The sequence below is a fragment of the Alcanivorax sp. MD8A genome, from assembly GCF_002888555.1.
Classification (GTDB): Bacteria; Pseudomonadota; Gammaproteobacteria; order Pseudomonadales; family Alcanivoracaceae; genus Alcanivorax.
This window is the reverse complement of sequence record NZ_AQOQ01000012.1, coordinates 1-15,977: the sequence shown is the minus strand read 5'-3', so window position 1 is coordinate 15,977 and position 15,977 is coordinate 1. Positions and strand designations below refer to the sequence as shown.

At 59.5% G+C, this 15,977-nt stretch carries 15 protein-coding genes and 1 riboswitch; of the genes, 8 read left to right on the top strand and 7 right to left on the bottom strand.

Annotated features, from left to right (window positions below):
* Nucleotides 1-30: 30 nt before the first annotated feature.
* The 4 genes from A15D_RS08055 to A15D_RS08040 all read right to left on the bottom strand — a co-directional run bounded on the left by A15D_RS08055 (nt 31) and on the right by A15D_RS08040 (nt 5,643).
* Nucleotides 31-918, bottom strand: a complete 888-nt coding sequence (locus tag A15D_RS08055; protein ID WP_233192161.1) for a cobalamin-binding protein — start codon at nt 916-918, stop codon at nt 31-33.
* Nucleotides 919-971: 53 nt separating this feature from the next.
* Complete coding sequence (locus tag A15D_RS08050; RefSeq protein WP_102791506.1) at nt 972-2,804, bottom strand: TonB-dependent receptor domain-containing protein; 1,833 nt, start codon at nt 2,802-2,804, stop codon at nt 972-974.
* A gap of 110 nt (nt 2,805-2,914) precedes the next feature.
* Nucleotides 2,915-3,129: riboswitch (cobalamin riboswitch) on the bottom strand.
* A 434-nt stretch (nt 3,130-3,563) separates the two neighbouring features.
* Complete coding sequence (locus A15D_RS08045) at nt 3,564-5,063, bottom strand: NAD(P)/FAD-dependent oxidoreductase (protein WP_102791580.1); 1,500 nt, start codon at nt 5,061-5,063, stop codon at nt 3,564-3,566.
* A gap of 253 nt (nt 5,064-5,316) precedes the next feature.
* On the bottom strand, nt 5,317-5,643 hold the full coding sequence (locus A15D_RS08040) for a hypothetical protein (RefSeq protein ID WP_102791505.1): 327 nt from the start codon (nt 5,641-5,643) through the stop codon (nt 5,317-5,319).
* A 146-nt stretch (nt 5,644-5,789) separates the two neighbouring features.
* On the opposite strand from A15D_RS08040, the gene A15D_RS08035 reads away from it, so the two are divergent.
* Together A15D_RS08035 and A15D_RS08030 are read left to right on the top strand one after the other, a co-directional pair.
* The gene (locus tag A15D_RS08035) at nt 5,790-6,020 is read left to right on the top strand and encodes a hypothetical protein (protein WP_102791504.1); all 231 of its coding nucleotides are present in this window, start codon (nt 5,790-5,792) and stop codon (nt 6,018-6,020) included.
* Nucleotides 6,021-6,473: 453 nt separating this feature from the next.
* Entirely contained in the window at nt 6,474-6,713 is a 240-nt protein-coding gene (locus tag A15D_RS08030) for a hypothetical protein (RefSeq protein ID WP_102791503.1), read from the top strand.
* On the opposite strand, the gene A15D_RS08025 is transcribed toward A15D_RS08030, so the two are convergent.
* From A15D_RS08025 to nudE, 3 genes are all read right to left on the bottom strand, one after another.
* Nucleotides 6,710-7,603 (bottom strand): alpha/beta hydrolase, encoded by an 894-nt coding sequence (locus tag A15D_RS08025; RefSeq protein ID WP_102791502.1) that lies wholly within the window; start codon nt 7,601-7,603, stop codon nt 6,710-6,712. The genes A15D_RS08030 and A15D_RS08025 overlap by 4 nt on opposite strands.
* Nucleotides 7,604-7,721: 118 nt before the next feature.
* Entirely contained in the window at nt 7,722-8,537 is an 816-nt protein-coding gene (gene cysQ / locus A15D_RS08020; RefSeq protein ID WP_102791501.1) for a 3'(2'),5'-bisphosphate nucleotidase CysQ, read from the bottom strand.
* A gap of 161 nt (nt 8,538-8,698) precedes the next feature.
* Nucleotides 8,699-9,244 carry an ADP compounds hydrolase NudE gene (gene nudE / locus A15D_RS08015; RefSeq protein WP_102791500.1) on the bottom strand — a complete coding sequence of 182 codons (546 nt, stop codon included), beginning with the start codon at nt 9,242-9,244 and terminating at the stop codon, nt 8,699-8,701.
* A 62-nt stretch (nt 9,245-9,306) separates the two neighbouring features.
* Between nudE and yrfG the strand changes: the two genes are divergently transcribed.
* The 6 genes from yrfG to A15D_RS07985 all read left to right on the top strand — a co-directional run bounded on the left by yrfG (nt 9,307) and on the right by A15D_RS07985 (nt 15,946).
* Nucleotides 9,307-9,960, top strand: a complete 654-nt coding sequence (yrfG, locus tag A15D_RS08010) for a GMP/IMP nucleotidase (protein WP_102791499.1) — start codon at nt 9,307-9,309, stop codon at nt 9,958-9,960.
* A 25-nt stretch (nt 9,961-9,985) separates the two neighbouring features.
* The gene (locus A15D_RS08005) at nt 9,986-10,372 is read left to right on the top strand and encodes an RNA-binding S4 domain-containing protein (RefSeq protein ID WP_102791498.1); all 387 of its coding nucleotides are present in this window, start codon (nt 9,986-9,988) and stop codon (nt 10,370-10,372) included.
* Between the two features lie 48 nt (nt 10,373-10,420).
* Entirely contained in the window at nt 10,421-11,275 is an 855-nt protein-coding gene (gene hslO, locus A15D_RS08000; RefSeq protein WP_102791497.1) for an Hsp33 family molecular chaperone HslO, read from the top strand.
* Between the two features lie 358 nt (nt 11,276-11,633).
* Nucleotides 11,634-13,178, top strand: coding sequence for a phosphoenolpyruvate carboxykinase (locus A15D_RS07995; RefSeq protein ID WP_022984664.1), 1,545 nt, complete (start codon nt 11,634-11,636; stop codon nt 13,176-13,178).
* A 259-nt stretch (nt 13,179-13,437) separates the two neighbouring features.
* The gene (locus A15D_RS07990) at nt 13,438-14,730 is read left to right on the top strand and encodes an NAD(P)/FAD-dependent oxidoreductase (RefSeq protein ID WP_102791496.1); all 1,293 of its coding nucleotides are present in this window, start codon (nt 13,438-13,440) and stop codon (nt 14,728-14,730) included.
* A gap of 316 nt (nt 14,731-15,046) precedes the next feature.
* On the top strand, nt 15,047-15,946 hold the full coding sequence (locus A15D_RS07985) for a YihY/virulence factor BrkB family protein (protein WP_102791495.1): 900 nt from the start codon (nt 15,047-15,049) through the stop codon (nt 15,944-15,946).
* Nucleotides 15,947-15,977: the final 31 nt, after the last annotated feature.

The window sequence follows — 15,977 nt, the reverse complement described above, 5'->3', positions numbered from 1 at the left end:
AGTGCCACCAACGCCGGCAGCGGGCGGTGCCTAGTGCCGGGCACGGGCGCTATCCAGGTGACGGCACAGGGTGCGGGTGCCTGCCAGCATCTGCGGAGAGGGCCGCTGCAAGGTGGAAGGAGCCACAAAGAAGAGGTTGCCTTTCTGCACCGCCAGCATCGACGGGAAGGCTTTCCAGGGAGTCAGCCAGGCCGGGTTATCTTCCCCCATTCCGCCCGCCACGATGGCCTGGGGATTTTTTTCCAGCACGGCCTCACGACTGATACGCGGGGCCAGGGCGTCCAGATCCCCGAAGACATTGACGCCGCCACAGATACGAATGGCTTCACTGATCAGGTGGCTGTCGTTGACTGTCATCAGTGGGTCGTCCCAGACCTGATAGAACACCGTCACCGGAGCCGCATCAGCATAACGCTCGCGCAGGGCGGCAATGCCGGCTCGAAACCCGTTTGCCGCACCCTGGGCGGCCGATTCAGTGCCAGCCAGCACTCCAAACCGTTCCAGCGTGGCGCTCACATCCTCGAACTGCCGGGGCTCACTGATGTAGACCGGGAATCCCATGTCCTGAAGTCGCGCCACATCCGCCATGGGGTTGCCACTTCGCCAGGCCACGATCAGGTCCGGCTTGAGGGCCACGATGGCTTCCAGATCCAGCCGCTGATAGCTCCCCACCCGGGGCAACTGCTTCGCCGCGGGCGGATAATCACTGAAGCTCACCGCGGCGGCCAGTTGCTCCCCGGCCCCGGCGGCAAACAGCAGTTCGGTGGCACCGGGGGACAGGGCGATGATTCGGCGCGCAGGCTGCTCCAGGCAGACCCGTTGGCTTGCATCGTCCTGCACACACACCCGGGCTATCGCCGGTAGCGGCAAGCCAAGCAGCATCACCAAACCAATCAACATCGTTCTGCGAAACGTCATCATCACCCTGCAGTCAAAGGCGGAGAGGTATGGTGTCTCCGCCGGTCAGTCCGTTATGGGGTATCGTAGCTGACACTTACCATTACCGAACGCCCGGCGTTGAGATAGTTCCATCCGCTGAAGTTCTGGGCGGTGGCATATTCCTTGTCGAGTACGTTCTCGACGACCACGCGCCCGGTCCAGTGCTCGGCAAATTCCCAGCCCGCACGCAGATCCAGCAGACCGAAGCCGGACAAACGCTGGGTGTTGGCCGCATCGTTATAGCGGTGACCCTGGAAGCTGGCGGTCCCCCCCAGGGAAAACTGGCCAATCTGGCGATCCACATCCACCCGACCCATGCGCTGGGCGCGGCGGGCGATGATGTTGCCCGTCTCTTCGTCTTCCGGCTTGAGCGCAGAAAACGCCAGCTGTGCCCGCCACTGCTGCCATTCCAGGCCCATGGCCAGTTCGCCGCCTTCCACAGTAGCCTTGGCCACATTGAAGGACGAACCGCGGCTGGCATCGTAACTGATCAGATCGTCAATATTGGTGCGATACAGCGCCGCATCCCAGTACCACACACTGTACTGGCCGCGCACACCCAGTTCACCCGTTTCGGAGGATTCCGGTTTCAGGTTCGGGTTGCTGTAGTAGAACGGCGGCGAGTCCGGGAAATACAGGTCGTTGAAGGTGGGCGCCTTGAACGCGGTGCCATAACTGGCACGGAGACGGTGATGGGTATCCAGCTTGTAGCCCACCGCCGCGGCACCGGTCACCTTGCTGCCAAACGCATCGTTGTCGTCATGGCGCAGGCTACCCTGAAGATCCAGCGCACCGAAATTCAACAGCGCCTGGCCGAAAACTGCCTTGTTGTCACGACGGGTTTCATCGTAATCGTTGGAGCTGGTGATTTCGTCACCCTGGTATTCGCCTCCCACAATGAACTGGTGGTCACCTGCCACAAAAACGGTCTGCAGGTTGGCGGTACGAGTGCGGGTATCGAAGATGCCATTGCTCAAACCGTCATCGAAATCTTCGCTTTCATCTTTCGCTTCGCTGATCAGGGCCTTGACCTGCCAACTGTCGGTCAGCCACAGGTCCCCTTTCACCCCGGCCACCTGCAGCATGTAATCGATATCGCGCAGGTCTTCCGGAGTACTGCCTTCGTATTCGGTATTGCCTTCGGTACGGAAACCGAACACCCCTACGCTACCCTTGTCGCCAAACTGGTGGCTGAGCTTGAGCAGTCCGGAGGCATTGTCATAACCACGGTCGTCACTGTTTTCTCGCAGCTCGGTGCCATCGGTATCAAAGTAATTTGCGCCTACGGTGGCCGTGGTGCCACCGTGACGGATAGAACTGCCGGCGCCCAGATTCCAGCTGTCGAAACTGCCTCCGCCCATGTTCAGCCAGGTCCCTTCATCGCGGGTAAAAATCTGCACCACACCGCCCACGGCATCCGCACCGTAGAGACTCCCCCGCGGCCCACGCACAATTTCTACCCGCTGCATCATTTGCGGTGGCAGGTACTGCCAGGCCGGGCTCCCGGCGGTCGCCGAGCGCAGACGCACCCCATCTACCAGCAACAACGTGGCATCACTGGAGGTCCCGCGAATGAACACGCTGGCATTCTTGCCAAAGGAACCATTGCCCGTGGTATCCACGCCAGGCTGCCCGCGCAGCAGGTCAGCCATGTCTGTGGGCTGCTGCTCGCGTAGCGTCTTTTCATCGACCACGGTCACCGAAGACAACGACGCGTCGGCCGTTCGGCTGGCGAGAGTGGGCGTGACCACCACCGGATCCAGCATGGCAACCCGGGTCGGACTATCCGAGGATTGAGAGTGTGCTGCCAGCGGCAACAGGGAAAAGGAAACAGCTGCACCGGCAGCCAGAAAGCGAAACGTCATGGAAGTGATCCCCTCTGCCGTGCCCACCCGCACGGCCTGAATTCAGCCGCGGCAGACACAACATGGGGTTGGCGATAGACACGCCATGATTCCCCGCCATCGCCCGCCGCAACGCCTGGTTCCAATTCGGCCGGTCTCCGGGCTGATGAGCGAGGGGACACCTCTCAACAATCGCCTTCCCATGCATAATGCACAGTGGCACTTCGACTGTCGTTGACTCAATCACCGTTGCGGGGGCAGCGTCGGATTCCACCAGATGGCATCACCGACTTCCCGTTTACCCCATCCCGTGTTCAGGGCGGGCACCGAAAAGGTGGCGCGAAATTACCAATGGTGAGGGGATTTGGCAATCAAAAGCCGCCAACTTGAGGGCAACTCATAACGAGTTGAGCGAGATATCAGCCTCTATCCTGAACTCCAACAGCGCGATGAACATAAAAGGTTCATCGCGGATTTGAGGGAATAGGCCAATTGTCGCCCCCAGTTTGCCGTAGGAGCGTCGCTCGCGGCGCGATTCCTGGCCTGGATCAAAAGCGTTTTCATCACAGAAGGCACAGGGTTCACTGAGGAAGACGGTTTTCCTCTGTGGGCCCTGTCCTCCCTGTGGTAAATCAGTCTTTAACGACGTGGGTTATCGCGCCGCCAGCGACGTTCCTACGGCAAGGGGGTTTTCTGTAGACGATTCCCGTTAATCCGCGATGGACCCAAAAAAGGCCACCCTGTTTCCAGGGCAGCCTTTTGATCTTGCCGGATCGGTGATCAGGCTCCCAGCAGGGAGGCCACCAATCCTTTTTTCCTGGCCGGTTTACGGTCAGAAAACTCCAGCACCCCGTCTTCGATGGCGCCAGCTTTCAAGCGTGGCAGATCGTAGAAGTAGTTCTGCACCACCTGCCACGGCTGGCGGGAGCCTTGGCGTGGCAGTTCGTTGGTGGCGCGCTGAATGTAACCTGACTGCATTTCCAGGAAGTTGTTATCCGTCTCACAGCCCTCGTTGTCACGCGGGGTGGCCACCTGGATTCCGGTCTTGTCCATGTGGTTGAGCAGACGACAGACATATTCGCACACCAGATCCGCCTTCAGAGTCCAGGAGGAGTTGGTATACCCGAAGATCAGCGCCATGTTCGGCACATCCTTCAACATCGCCCCTTTATAGACCATGGTGTCCTGCGGGTTGACCGGCTTGCCATCAACGGTGCCTTGAACGCCACCCAGCATCTGGATGTTGAGGCCCGTGGCCGTGACGATAATGTCCGCCTCCAGCTCTTTGCCGGACTTCAGCAGGATGCCTTTCTCGGTAAAGGTGTCGATATGGTCGGTGACCACTTCCGACTCACCCTTGCGCAGGCTCTTGAACAAATCGCCATTGGGCACTGCACACAGGCGCTCATCCCACGGGTTATAGCTGGGACGGAAGTGGGTCATATCAAAATCATCACCCAGTTGACGACGGGCGGCCGCCAGCAGAGCACGGCGCACCAGCTTCGGGCGCTGCTTGGCCAGCTTGAATATCATCCGCTGAAGGCCAATATTGCGCGCACGCGCTAAACGATACACCGCCATCTCCGGCAGGAAACGGCGCAGCCCGGCAGAAATGGGATCCAGCTCTGGCACGGTGGCTACGTAGGTTGGCGAGCGCTGCAGCATGGTGACTTTCGCCCCAAGCTTGGCCATGGCCGGCACAAGGGTGACCGCGGTGGCACCAGAACCGATTACCACGACCTTCTTGCCCTGACATTGCAGATCCTCGGGCCAATGCTGCGGATGAATGATCTGCCCCTTGAAGCTGTCTTCCCCCGGGAAGTCCGGACGGAAGCCCTGGTCGTAGTTGTAGTAACCGGTGCAGGAGAACAGGAAGTTGGCCGTAAAGGTTTCGGTTTCACCACTGTCTTCATGAGTGGTTTCCACCGTCCAGCGTTTGTCAGCACTGGACCAGTTGGCGGTCACGACCTTGCGTCCGAAACGAATATGACGGGTTACGCCGTATTCTTTTGCCGTGTCTTCCACGTAATTACGGATGGATGCGCCGTCGGCAAGCACCTTGGATTCGGTCCAGGGACGGAAGCTGTAGCCGAGAGTGAACATATCGGAGTCTGACCGGATACCGGGATACTTGAACAGATCCCAAGTGCCACCAATGCGCTCACGGCGCTCGATAATGGCATAGGTATGATTCGGGCACTTGCGGGTCAGGTGGCACGCTGCGCCAATGCCGGAAAGGCCGGCACCAATAATCAGGACATCAAAATGGTTGTTGGACATATCGTTTACCTCTGGCAACAGGCTGCCTGGTCTCAGCCGCGCAAACATTGACATTGATCAATGTCACAATTAACAGGAGCCCAGAATAGCCCTACCCGGCAGTAGGTAAAAGCCCCGAACGGGACAGTCGATTGGCTGTGGAGCCCGGTTTCCGTGCCGCTGCGGACCGTGGACAGGCGTAAGCGACAGATTTACTGGGCTTTGAAAGGCTTTCCGGGTGGTCAGATCAGGCCACCCGGTTGTCGGACAAGACTCAATAGCGGCCCTGATTCTGCTCCAGGCACTCCTGCCGGTAGGCTTCGGTCATGTAGCCGAGCAAGCGACGCTGGTTGGCATACTCCGGGTAGGCCCATAACCGCCGGTCGTTAGCGACCCGACGCGGCTGGTAGCTGATCCCCTTGCCACGGAGCAAGGTATCGCTGAGAGCATCTCGTTGCCCCGCACTCATGCCACTGCCAAGTTGACGCACACACCCTTCATAACCGGATATCAGCGCAAACTGCTCAAGAGAATAGTTGAAATCTGCCGCCTGCACGGCAGCGGCGAGACAGAACAACACCCCTGCCAACAACCCTCTCATGGGATATCTCCATTCCTGGTAGGTGAAAGGCAATGCCTGTTGCCCTCATAGCAAGGATGCATTTTTGCCTCGTTAACAATGCCGTTACATTCCCTGCTGCGTTGTGGCCGGGGGGGTTCACCAACGTCCAGACAGGAACAATTTCGATGCTACTGAATGACTGGTGGAGTACCGCCACCCTTCACCCTTGGCTGCTTGCGCCCCTCATTTTTTCCCTGTTAACCAGCACGGCGATCTGGTTCGGCCGCTTCCCCCGCCGCACCGAGAACTTTCTGCTCATGGCCTTGCTACTACCTTCCCTTCAACTGGCGTTACTGGGGCCGCTGGCGATCATGGCCGGCAACATGCTGACAGAACAGCTGACGCTATCTTTTTAGGGTTCATCGCGGATTAGCGGGAAAACAGGTGGGACAGACGTCTGAAGTCGGACGTCTGACGCGAAAGGCCAAAACCTGTCACCCCAAACTCGCGAACCACCTTACTCAATTGACCTGCTACAACACCACACCTGCATTACAAGCTCGGTGTTCCGTACCCAGGCGGGTTTGGTTAGTGCGTCAGACTTCCGACGTCTGACCAGTACAGTCCTCGCAAGCCTTCCTCAAAGCTGAAAAAAACTTTTTAAGGTCTCCCTTTTCAGTTTTTTTCGTATTTCTTATTCCCGTTTTTTCATAAAAAAGCTGGCACGCTCGATCCAATGTCAGGACGCCATCATGGAATTGTGATCAACGGCACACTGGCGCCACAAAAAGCTCCTGCATACTGCGCAGGACTCTCTGGGGGAGAGTCCTGATAACCATGAAAAAAAGAATAAAGAAGGGAACTGAATTATGGAGCTTGCCACTCTCTGGACGGTGACCACCGAGCACCCCTGGCTCACCCTCCCGCTGACCTTTTCTGTGCTGCTGTCTGTGCTGTTGTGGTTTGGCCGCATCCGCCAGCCCGCCGCCGTCAACCTGATTGCCATCGGCCTGATCATGCCCTGCATCAACCTGAGCATGATTGCCACCAGCGCGGTAGTCGCCTCTGACAATCTGACCGGCAGCTTTCTGTCCCTGCTTGCGGGCTAACCCTCGCCGGCCAAGCCTGCCAGAAACGCCAACTGATCATTCAGGCTAACAGCGCGCGCGTCTCCTTGATAAACATCAAAGTGACCCACCGGATAACGTTTTACCGTGGGTTGCGCCATAGCCAACACGGCCTTTTCTGCTGACGAAGCCGGGGCTACGGTATCTTTCTCACAGATCAACACCAGTGCCGGGCAGGTCACCTTGCTGGCCTGCATAACCGGACGGAACAACGGCAGTACCAACGCAATGCGCGCAGCCACCTCGTTAGGCACCTCGCCGGGCATCAGGGCGGTATACCCTTCCCAGGCATCATGGCTGCTCATGGCCGCCAGCTCCCCCGGTTTGCCTGCTGAGGGAATCAGGTGCGGCTCCATCCCTACCGCGCTACGAGCAACATCCAGCAGCCCCGCCCCAGTCAGCTTCAACGCCTGACCAATACCGGCATAGCGAATCACTTCCAGTACCGACGCCAGCCCATCCATCATCGGGCACTGAGCAATAATGCCTGCGACCGGCTCTCGCCCCGCCACAGCCGTCACCAGTCCGCCACCGAAGGAGGTCCCCCAGAGCACAATGCGCTGGTTATCCACCTCCGACTGCTTGCGCACACAGGCCAGCGCGGCTTGCCAATCTGCTACCTCCCGGTTTGGCATCAGTACCTGCCGAGGCACGCCCTCGCTTTCACCGAAATGACGGTAATCAAACAGGAACACCGCGTAGCCGGCTTCAACGAAAGCATCCCGAAACGGATCCAGACCACAGGCCTTGGTCAGGCCAAACCCGTGCCCCATGACCACCGTCAGGAAGGGCCCCTTCCCGGAAGGGAGATAAAGATCCCCGCGACAGGACTGACCCGCGCTGACAAATCGCAGCTCACGCTTTTCACTCATGGCTTGCTCCATATTCAGGGCAGATAACACTGCTATCCACAGAGACCACAGAGTTCACCGAAAAAAGAAAAACACGAAGGGCTCTTCCCTGTGCTTTCAGTGACCTCTGTGATGCACACTAACCTTCAATCGCAGGGGCAATAAAGCGCCATTCTTCTACGCTCTGGCCCAGCACCAGGAAGAACGGATTGAGAATATCTTCCTTGTTGTACTGCAGCGGTTCGAATGCGGTATTCACCACCACACCGCCAGCGGCCGTCACCACCGCATGGGCCGCGGCGGTATCCCATTCACTGGTCGGCGCCAGTCGCGGGTAGATGTCTGCGCTACCCTCGGCCACCAGGCACAGTTTCAGCGATGAGCCCATGGAGGCACGCTCCACCTCACCCACTTCTTCACGAATGAAGGCTTCCAGTTTTTCCACCGCTTCACCGCCATGGCTGCGGCTGGCCACCATGACCACCGGCGTAGTGCGGGCACGACAGGCAATCGTTTTACGCTCACCGGCGTCTTCCTTGAAGGCGCCCACGCCTTCACCACCCAGGTAGGTCACACCAGTCACCGGCACATGCACCACTCCCAGCACCGGAGTGTCGGCGCGAACCAGCGCAATATTCACCGTGAACTCGCCATTGCGTTTGATGAACTCCTTGGTGCCATCGAGCGGATCCACCAGCCAGAACTGTGGCCAGTCCTTACGCTCGCCATAAGGGATATCACCCGATTCTTCTGAGTACACAGGGATATCCGGCGTCAGCGCTTTCAGGCGTGCCTCAATAATTTCATGGGCGGCCTTGTCGGCTTCGGTAATCGGGGACTTGTCATCCTTGGTTTCCACGCCCAGGTCATCCCGCTCGTACACTTCAAGGATGGCTTGTCCCGCCTCACGGGCGATATCGGCAAGCGGGTTCAGCAGGGCATTAAAGTCGGTCATTTTCTGGTTTTCCTTTGTTCAAGTTCATGTCTGAGCGGCAAGCTTCAAGCTGCAGCGCGGAGCCAATAGTTTTCAGTCCGTGCCGGGCTCATCTCCGCGTTGCCGCTTGTAGCTTGTAGCTTGTAGCTTGTAGCTTGTAGCTTGTAGCTCAACGCTCACAGCTATCTCTTCTCCAACAACCGCTTTGTCATCAGCAACGCTGCGATCACACGCGCCTCGGTCACATCATCCCGCTCGATCAGTCGGTCCAGTTCAGTGAGCTTCCAGGGCACCACTTCCAATTCCTCAGGCTCGTCGCCAGGCAGGGATTCCGCGTACAGATCCTCGGCCAGCACCACCTTGATACGGTGCCCCATGTATCCCGGCGACAGGGTCAGCTCTTTCATCAGGGTAAGTTTGCGGGCGCCGTAACCGGCCTCTTCCTTTAATTCCCGGTTAGCCGCATCACGCCAGTCTTCACCATGCTCGTAAGCCCCCTTGGGCAAGGTCAACTCATAGCTTTCGGTGCCGGCACCGTATTCACGGATCAGTACCACCGTCTCGTCATCCAGCAACGGGACCATCATTACCGCCGCGATTGGCGGCGTGCGCAACCGTTCATAGGTCCGCTCCACCCCGTTGCGGAAGCGCAAATGCAGCTCCTCAATCCCGAACAGACGACTCTTGGCCACCAGCCGGGTGTCGAGAATCTCCGGTTTCTCATCCATAATTACCTCAGAACGACGACACCTTCCGGACGGCAAGACTAACCCGAACCCGCAGGAAATTCATGATTGACTGGCATTCTGTCGACACTGTGTTACTGGATATGGACGGTACCCTGCTGGATCTCCAGTTCGACAACTGGTTCTGGCAGCGCCACGTACCCTACTGTTACGCCCGCCAACTGGGCCTGGACCAGGAGGAAGCTGACCGCATCATCCACGACTGGATCGCCAGCCATCAGGGCACCCTCAACTGGTACTGTCTGGATTTCTGGACTGCTGAGCTCGGGCTGGAAATCGCCCGCTTGAAAAGAGAGGCCCGTGACCGCATCTCGGTGCGACCCGGAGCGGAAACCTTTCTGCAGCGGTTGCAGGAGTCCGGCAAGCAGATCGTCATGGTGACCAATGCCCACCGCGACGCCCTGGACGTGAAGCTGGAACAGACCGGCATCGACCGTTATTTCCATGAGCTGGTATCCAGCCACGACTATGGCCACCCCAAGGAAGCCCAGTCGTTCTGGCAGCATTTGCAGCGACACTTGCCGTTCGATCCGGCCAAAGCGCTGCTGGTGGATGACTCCCTGCCAGTGCTGCACAGCGCGCAGCTATACGGTATCGGGCAACCGGTCAGCATCTTGCACCCGGATTCCAGCCTGCCACGGCGCGAGCACACCGACCCGTTTGTGGCCATTGATGACTTTGCGTCGGTACTTCCCTGAATACACCGGCCTGACAGAGAGACGGATGGAAAGCGTACGCATTGATTCCTGGCTGTGGGCCGCCCGCTTCTTCAAGACCCGCACCCTGGCCAAAACCGCCATTGAGGGCGGCAAGGTTCATATCGACGGCAGCCGCACCAAGCCCAGTAAGGCGGTGCAGCCCGGTCAGACCGTTACCATTACCAAGGGCACTGAACATTTTGAGGTCATCGTTCGCGACCTGAGCAGCAAGCGCGGCCCGGCCAAAGTGGCCCAGACCCTCTACGTGGAAACCCCGGAGAGTGTGGCCAAACGGGAAATGAACAGCGAACAGCGCAAACTGGCCCGGGCAGCCGCAGCCGCACCCGACCATAAACCCAGCAAGAAGGAGCGCCGGGATATCCAGCGCTTCCGACGAGACAATCTGGAATAACCTTTTCGCGGCGGCCTCCCCCGTGAAAACCCGACTCAGGACAGCAACATGCAAGACCACAAGCAGCGCTTTCTTTTCCCTGACTCCGACATCCGCGGAGAACTGGTACAGGTAGAAAGCAGCGTCAGCCGGATTATTGAAGGGCACAACTACCCACTGCCCGTGCAAGGGCTGATCGGTGAAGCAGTGGCCGCCGTGGCCCTGCTGGCCAGCACCCTCAAGTTCAAGGGGCGCCTTGCCCTGCAGGCCCAGGGCCATGGCCCGGTATCCCTGCTGCTGGCCGAATGCACCAATGAGGGCGAGCTGCGTGCGGTGGCCCGCCACAGTGATGGTCAGGACTGGAGCCAGGGCGATGTCCGTACCCTGATCGGCGACGGCAACATGGTGATCACCATCATTCCCGAGCAAGGCCAGCAATATCAGGGCATCGTCCCGCTCACCGGCGACACCCTGGCCCAGTGCCTGGAAGCGTACTTCCGGCAATCCGAGCAGCTGCCCACCCGGCTGTGGTTGGCCAGCGGGAACAATCGCGCCGCCGGACTATTGCTGCAGCGCCTGCCCAACCAGCTTGCCGGCACCGATGCCAACGCCCAGATGTGGGAGCACCTTGAGGCCCTGGCCACCACCCTGACGCTGGAAGAACTGCTCAATCTGGACGACCAGACCATCCTCCATCGCCTGTTCCACGACACGCCGCCCCAGCTCCCGGACGCCCAGGCCCTGCAATTCGGCTGCACCTGCACCCGCGAACGCAACCGTAACGCCCTGCTGTCCCTCGGCAACCAGGAACTGCAGACCCTGCTGGACGAAGACGGCGAGGTCACCCTCACCTGCGACTTCTGCCGCCACCAGGAAACCTTCGATGCGGTGGATCTGGCGGAGATGATCAGGGAAAGCAGTTAATAGTGAACAGTGAAAAGCGACGCGAACCTCGTCCAGGGGTTCCCAACCCCGGAGGCCGCGCCCACTCATCGGCGTGGCCTCCGGCATTTCAGGGCCTGACGGCCCAAAACCGCGCACTATTCACTGTTAACTGTTAACTATTCACTGCCTTTAGCGCGTGACCCATCAGTCCGAAGGGGAATCGCCACTAATTCTCTTTTCTGGCATAATCGCGCGCCTGTGCTGACTGGTGGGGTCCCATCAGTCCCTTTTGGTCTTGCCCGGTGGCAGTCACGGGCACGAGACCGGCACTGTTACCCGCAATGCGAACCCGGTGTGGCACACCTCGCCCACCACGGCTACGAGCCCAGGAATGACCATGACCGACCCGATTGTTTATAACGACCTCAGCCCGGCCCAGCTGGTAGAGCTGGCTGTCCAGCGTAACGAAGGCCGCCTGTCCGATACCGGCGCCCTGGTAGTGGAAACCGGCCACCGCACAGGTCGTTCCCCGATGGACCGTTACATTGTCGATGAGCCCAGCACCAGCGAGCACATCCACTGGGGCGCCATTAACCGCCCGTTCCCCGCTGACAAGTTCGACGCCCTGTGGGACCGTGTCGCCGCCGCCACCGCGGAAACCGACACCTTTGTTTCCCACCTGCACGTGGGTGCCGACGCGGATCATTACCTGGCCGTAAAAGTGACTGCGCAAACCGCGTGGCACAATCTGTTCGCCAATACCATGTTCATTCGCCCGGAGAAGTACAATCCGCGCAGCAAGGAAGAATGGCAGATCCTGCACGCCCCGCAGTTCCAGTGTGAGCCGGAGCGTGATGGCACCAATTCCGATGGCTGCGTGATCCTCAACTTCGCCCAGCGCAAGATCCTGATCGCCGGCATGCGTTACGCCGGTGAAATGAAAAAAGCCATGTTCTCCGTGCAGAACTTCCTGCTGCCGGAAAAAGACGTACTGCCGATGCACTGCTCTGCCAACGTCGGCGAAGACGGCGACGTGGCCCTGTTCTTCGGCCTGTCCGGCACCGGTAAAACCACCCTGTCCGCCGACCCGGCCCGTTATCTGATCGGTGACGATGAGCACGGCTGGGGCAAGGATGTAGTCTTCAACATCGAAGGGGGTTGCTACGCCAAGTGTATCGACCTGAGCCAGAAGAACGAGCCGGTTATCTGGGATGCCATCAAGTTCGGCGCGGTACTGGAAAACGTCATCATCAATGACGAAACCCGCACTGCCGACTATGCAGACGTCTCCCTGACCCAGAACACCCGTGCGGCCTACCCGCTGGAAAACATCGACAAGAAAGTCGATGAAAACCGTGCCGGTGAGCCCAAGCACATCATCTTCCTGACCTGCGACCTGACCGGCGTACTGCCGCCTGTCTCCAAGCTGTCCAAGGAAGCCGCGGCCTACCACTTCCTGAGTGGCTACACCGCACTGGTGGGCTCCACGGAAATGGGCTCTGGTGGCGGCATCAAGAGCACCTTCTCTACCTGCTTCGGCGCACCGTTCTTCCCCCGTCGTGCCGGCGAATACGCCGAGCTGCTGATCAAGCGCATGGAAGAATTCGGCTCTACCGTCTACCTGGTGAACACCGGCTGGACCGGCGGCCCCTACGGTGAAGGCGAGCGTTTCAGCATCCCCACCACCCGTGGTGTGGTCAACGCCATCCTGTCCGGCGAGCTGGACAATGCCGAAACCGAGCACCTGGACATCATCAACCTGGACGTCCCCAAAGTCGTCCCCGGCGTCGACAGCAACCTGCTGCAGCCCAAGAACACCTGGGCCAACCCGGAAAACTACGAAGCACGCGCCCGCGACCTGGCCGAGCAGTTCGAAAAGAACTTTGCCGACAAGTACGCGGATGTGTCCGACGAGATCCGCGCCGCTGGCCCCAAGGCCTGAGTGGTGTGAATCGCTGAAAAAGCCCGCCACCGGCGGGCTTTTTCATTATCGCCCGGCACACAGACCCGTGTGCACGGGAAGATAGGGAATTTTCCGGTCTGGACCGAAGCACCACGCTGGCTCAGACTTTGCATTTCCGGCACAGGGAAGGTCTGCGCCGGCCGCCCCACAAGGGCCTGCCTTTGAAGAATAATTCAGAAACGACACATGAATTTGACTGGCTGCTCCACGCTAACCGGAGAGCCCGACAGGAGCTTCAATGAGCAAACCCAAAATTGTTGTCGTTGGCGGCGGTGCCGGCGGCCTGCCTCTGGTCACCAAACTGGGCCGCAAGCTCGGCCACAACGGCACAGCGGACGTCACCCTGGTGGATTCCTCCAGCATCCATGTCTGGAAACCGCGCTTCCATGAAGTCGCCACTGGCGCCATTGACGCGGACCTGGATGCGGTGGACTACCGCGCCCACGCCCAGCTTAATCATTACCGCTTCGAACCTGGCACCCTGACCCAGGTGGATGCCGCCGGTCAGCAGCTGACCCTGGCGCCGCTGTTTGATGAACACGGCAAGGAAGTGCTGCCCGAGCGGACTCTCGACTACGACTACCTGGTGCTGGCCACCGGTAGCCAGAGCAACGACTTTGGCACCCCCGGGGTACGGGACAACTGCCTGTTCATGGACAGCCGCGCCCAGGCCGAGCGCTTTCGCGAGCGCTTCCTGAACGCCTGCCTGCACGCCAACTACGAAGGCAAGCCGGTGTCGGTTGCCATTGTCGGTGGCGGCGCCACCGGCGTGGAACTGGCCGCCGAGCTGCACCATGCCGTGTCCATGCTCAACTTCTACGGTCACGAGAAGCTGGACCGCAAGCACCTGCAGGTCGACATCATTGAAGCCGCCCCACGCATCCTGCCGGTCCTCAGTGAGCGGGTCTCTGCCACCGCCACCGAGCGGCTGGAATCCCTGGGGGTGAAAGTGCGCACCGGCGTCATGGTGTCCGAAGCCACGGAAGAGGCGTTCGTGCCCAAAGATGGCGACCCCATCAAGGCCGACTTGCTGGTCTGGGCGGCTGGCGTGAAGTGCCCGCAATGGCTGGGACAGATTGAGGGCCTGACCACCAATCGTATCAACCAGGTGGAAGTGGAGCCGACACTGCAAGCCAAGGGCCACAAGAACATCTTCATCATTGGCGACGCGGCCTTCCTGATTCCGGAAGGGGCAGAGCGACCGATCCCCCCGCGAGCCCAATCCGCCCAGCAAATGGCCCAACACGTGGCGCGCAGCCTTCAGCAATTACTGATGCACCGCGAGCCCCGACCGTTCGAATACAAGGATCACGGCTCGCTGGTCTCCCTGTCCAACTACAGCTCGGTGGGCATGCTGATGGGCAACCTGAAAGGCGGTAACTTCTTTGTGGAAGGCTGGCTGGCCCGGATGATGTACATCAGCCTGTACCGGATGCATCAAGCCGCGCTCTACGGCTGGCCACGCACCATCATGTTGCTGATCGCCGGTCGCTTCAACAAACTGGTACGCCCGCGACTCAAGCTGCACTAAAACCCCCACGCTCCTTCGGCCTTACACACCTTGCCGTAGGAGCGTCGCTGGCGGCGCGAAACCTACCCAGGATCAAAAACACTTTAGCCACACCGCACACAGAGAAAACCCATTTTCCCTCGGCGAACTCTGTGTCCTCTGTGGAGACATATTCTTCTAACGCTTTTTATCGCGCCGCCACCGAGCGTAGCGAAGGAACGCCCGCAGGGCGGCCCGAAGGGTGAGCGGAGCGAATAACCGGCTCCTACGGTGAAATCTTGGCAGCCGTCTCTCCCCCCCGCTACACTGCCCAAGGTTCATGGACGACGGTGGCTCGATGAAAGACACTCTTCTCTACTGGTTCGGCATTCTCAAACGCAGCGCCACCCTGTGGCTGGAGGGCAATGCCGGCAGTTACGCCGGGTCACTGGCGTTTTTCACCCTGTTCTCCATTGCCCCGGTCATTATCCTTGCCGTCAAAGTCATTTCACTGGTAATGACCAGCGACGCGGCCATGACAGAAATCCTGTCCCAGCTGGAAAGCACCATCGGCCCCGCCGCCACTGCAGAAGTCCGCAACGCCATCGCCAATACCCAGACACCCCGCCAGGGCATGCTGGCAGGGTTGCTCAGCCTGCTTGTGATGGTAGTGGGGGCCACCACCGTGTTTGCGCAAATGCAGCGTTCCATGAACTCCATCTGGGAGGTCATGCCCAAACCTTCACGCAATACCATCATCGCGCTGATCAAAAGCCGGCTGCTGTCACTGACCGTGGTGGTGTCATTGGGGTTCGTGCTGCTGGTGTCGCTATTGCTGAATGTGGTTGTGCAATCCCTGCTGGTCTATGCCGAGCACTGGCTGCCTTTTCACGGTGGCCTCGCGGTGGCCCTGGAAATGCTGGTATCTCTTGGTGTCATCGCCTTGCTGTTCGGCACCATGTTCCGGGTGCTCCCCGATGTGGTACTGGGCTGGCGGGATGTGATGCCAGCGGCCCTGATCACCGCGGTGCTTTTCTCCGTAGGTCGCGCCCTGATCGGGTTGTATCTGGCACACACCGCCACCGCCTCCACCTACGGGGCTGCAGGCTCATTGGTGGTACTGTTGATGTGGGTTTACTACTCCTCAATGATCCTGTTGTTTGGCGCCGCCCTGACGCGCGCCCATTGCGAGGCACGGCAGCATCACGTCAAGGCACGCAGTACCGCTATCCGGGTCAAACGCGAATGGGTGCAGTAGCAAGGGAACCTCTGAATAACTCCTTGCATGC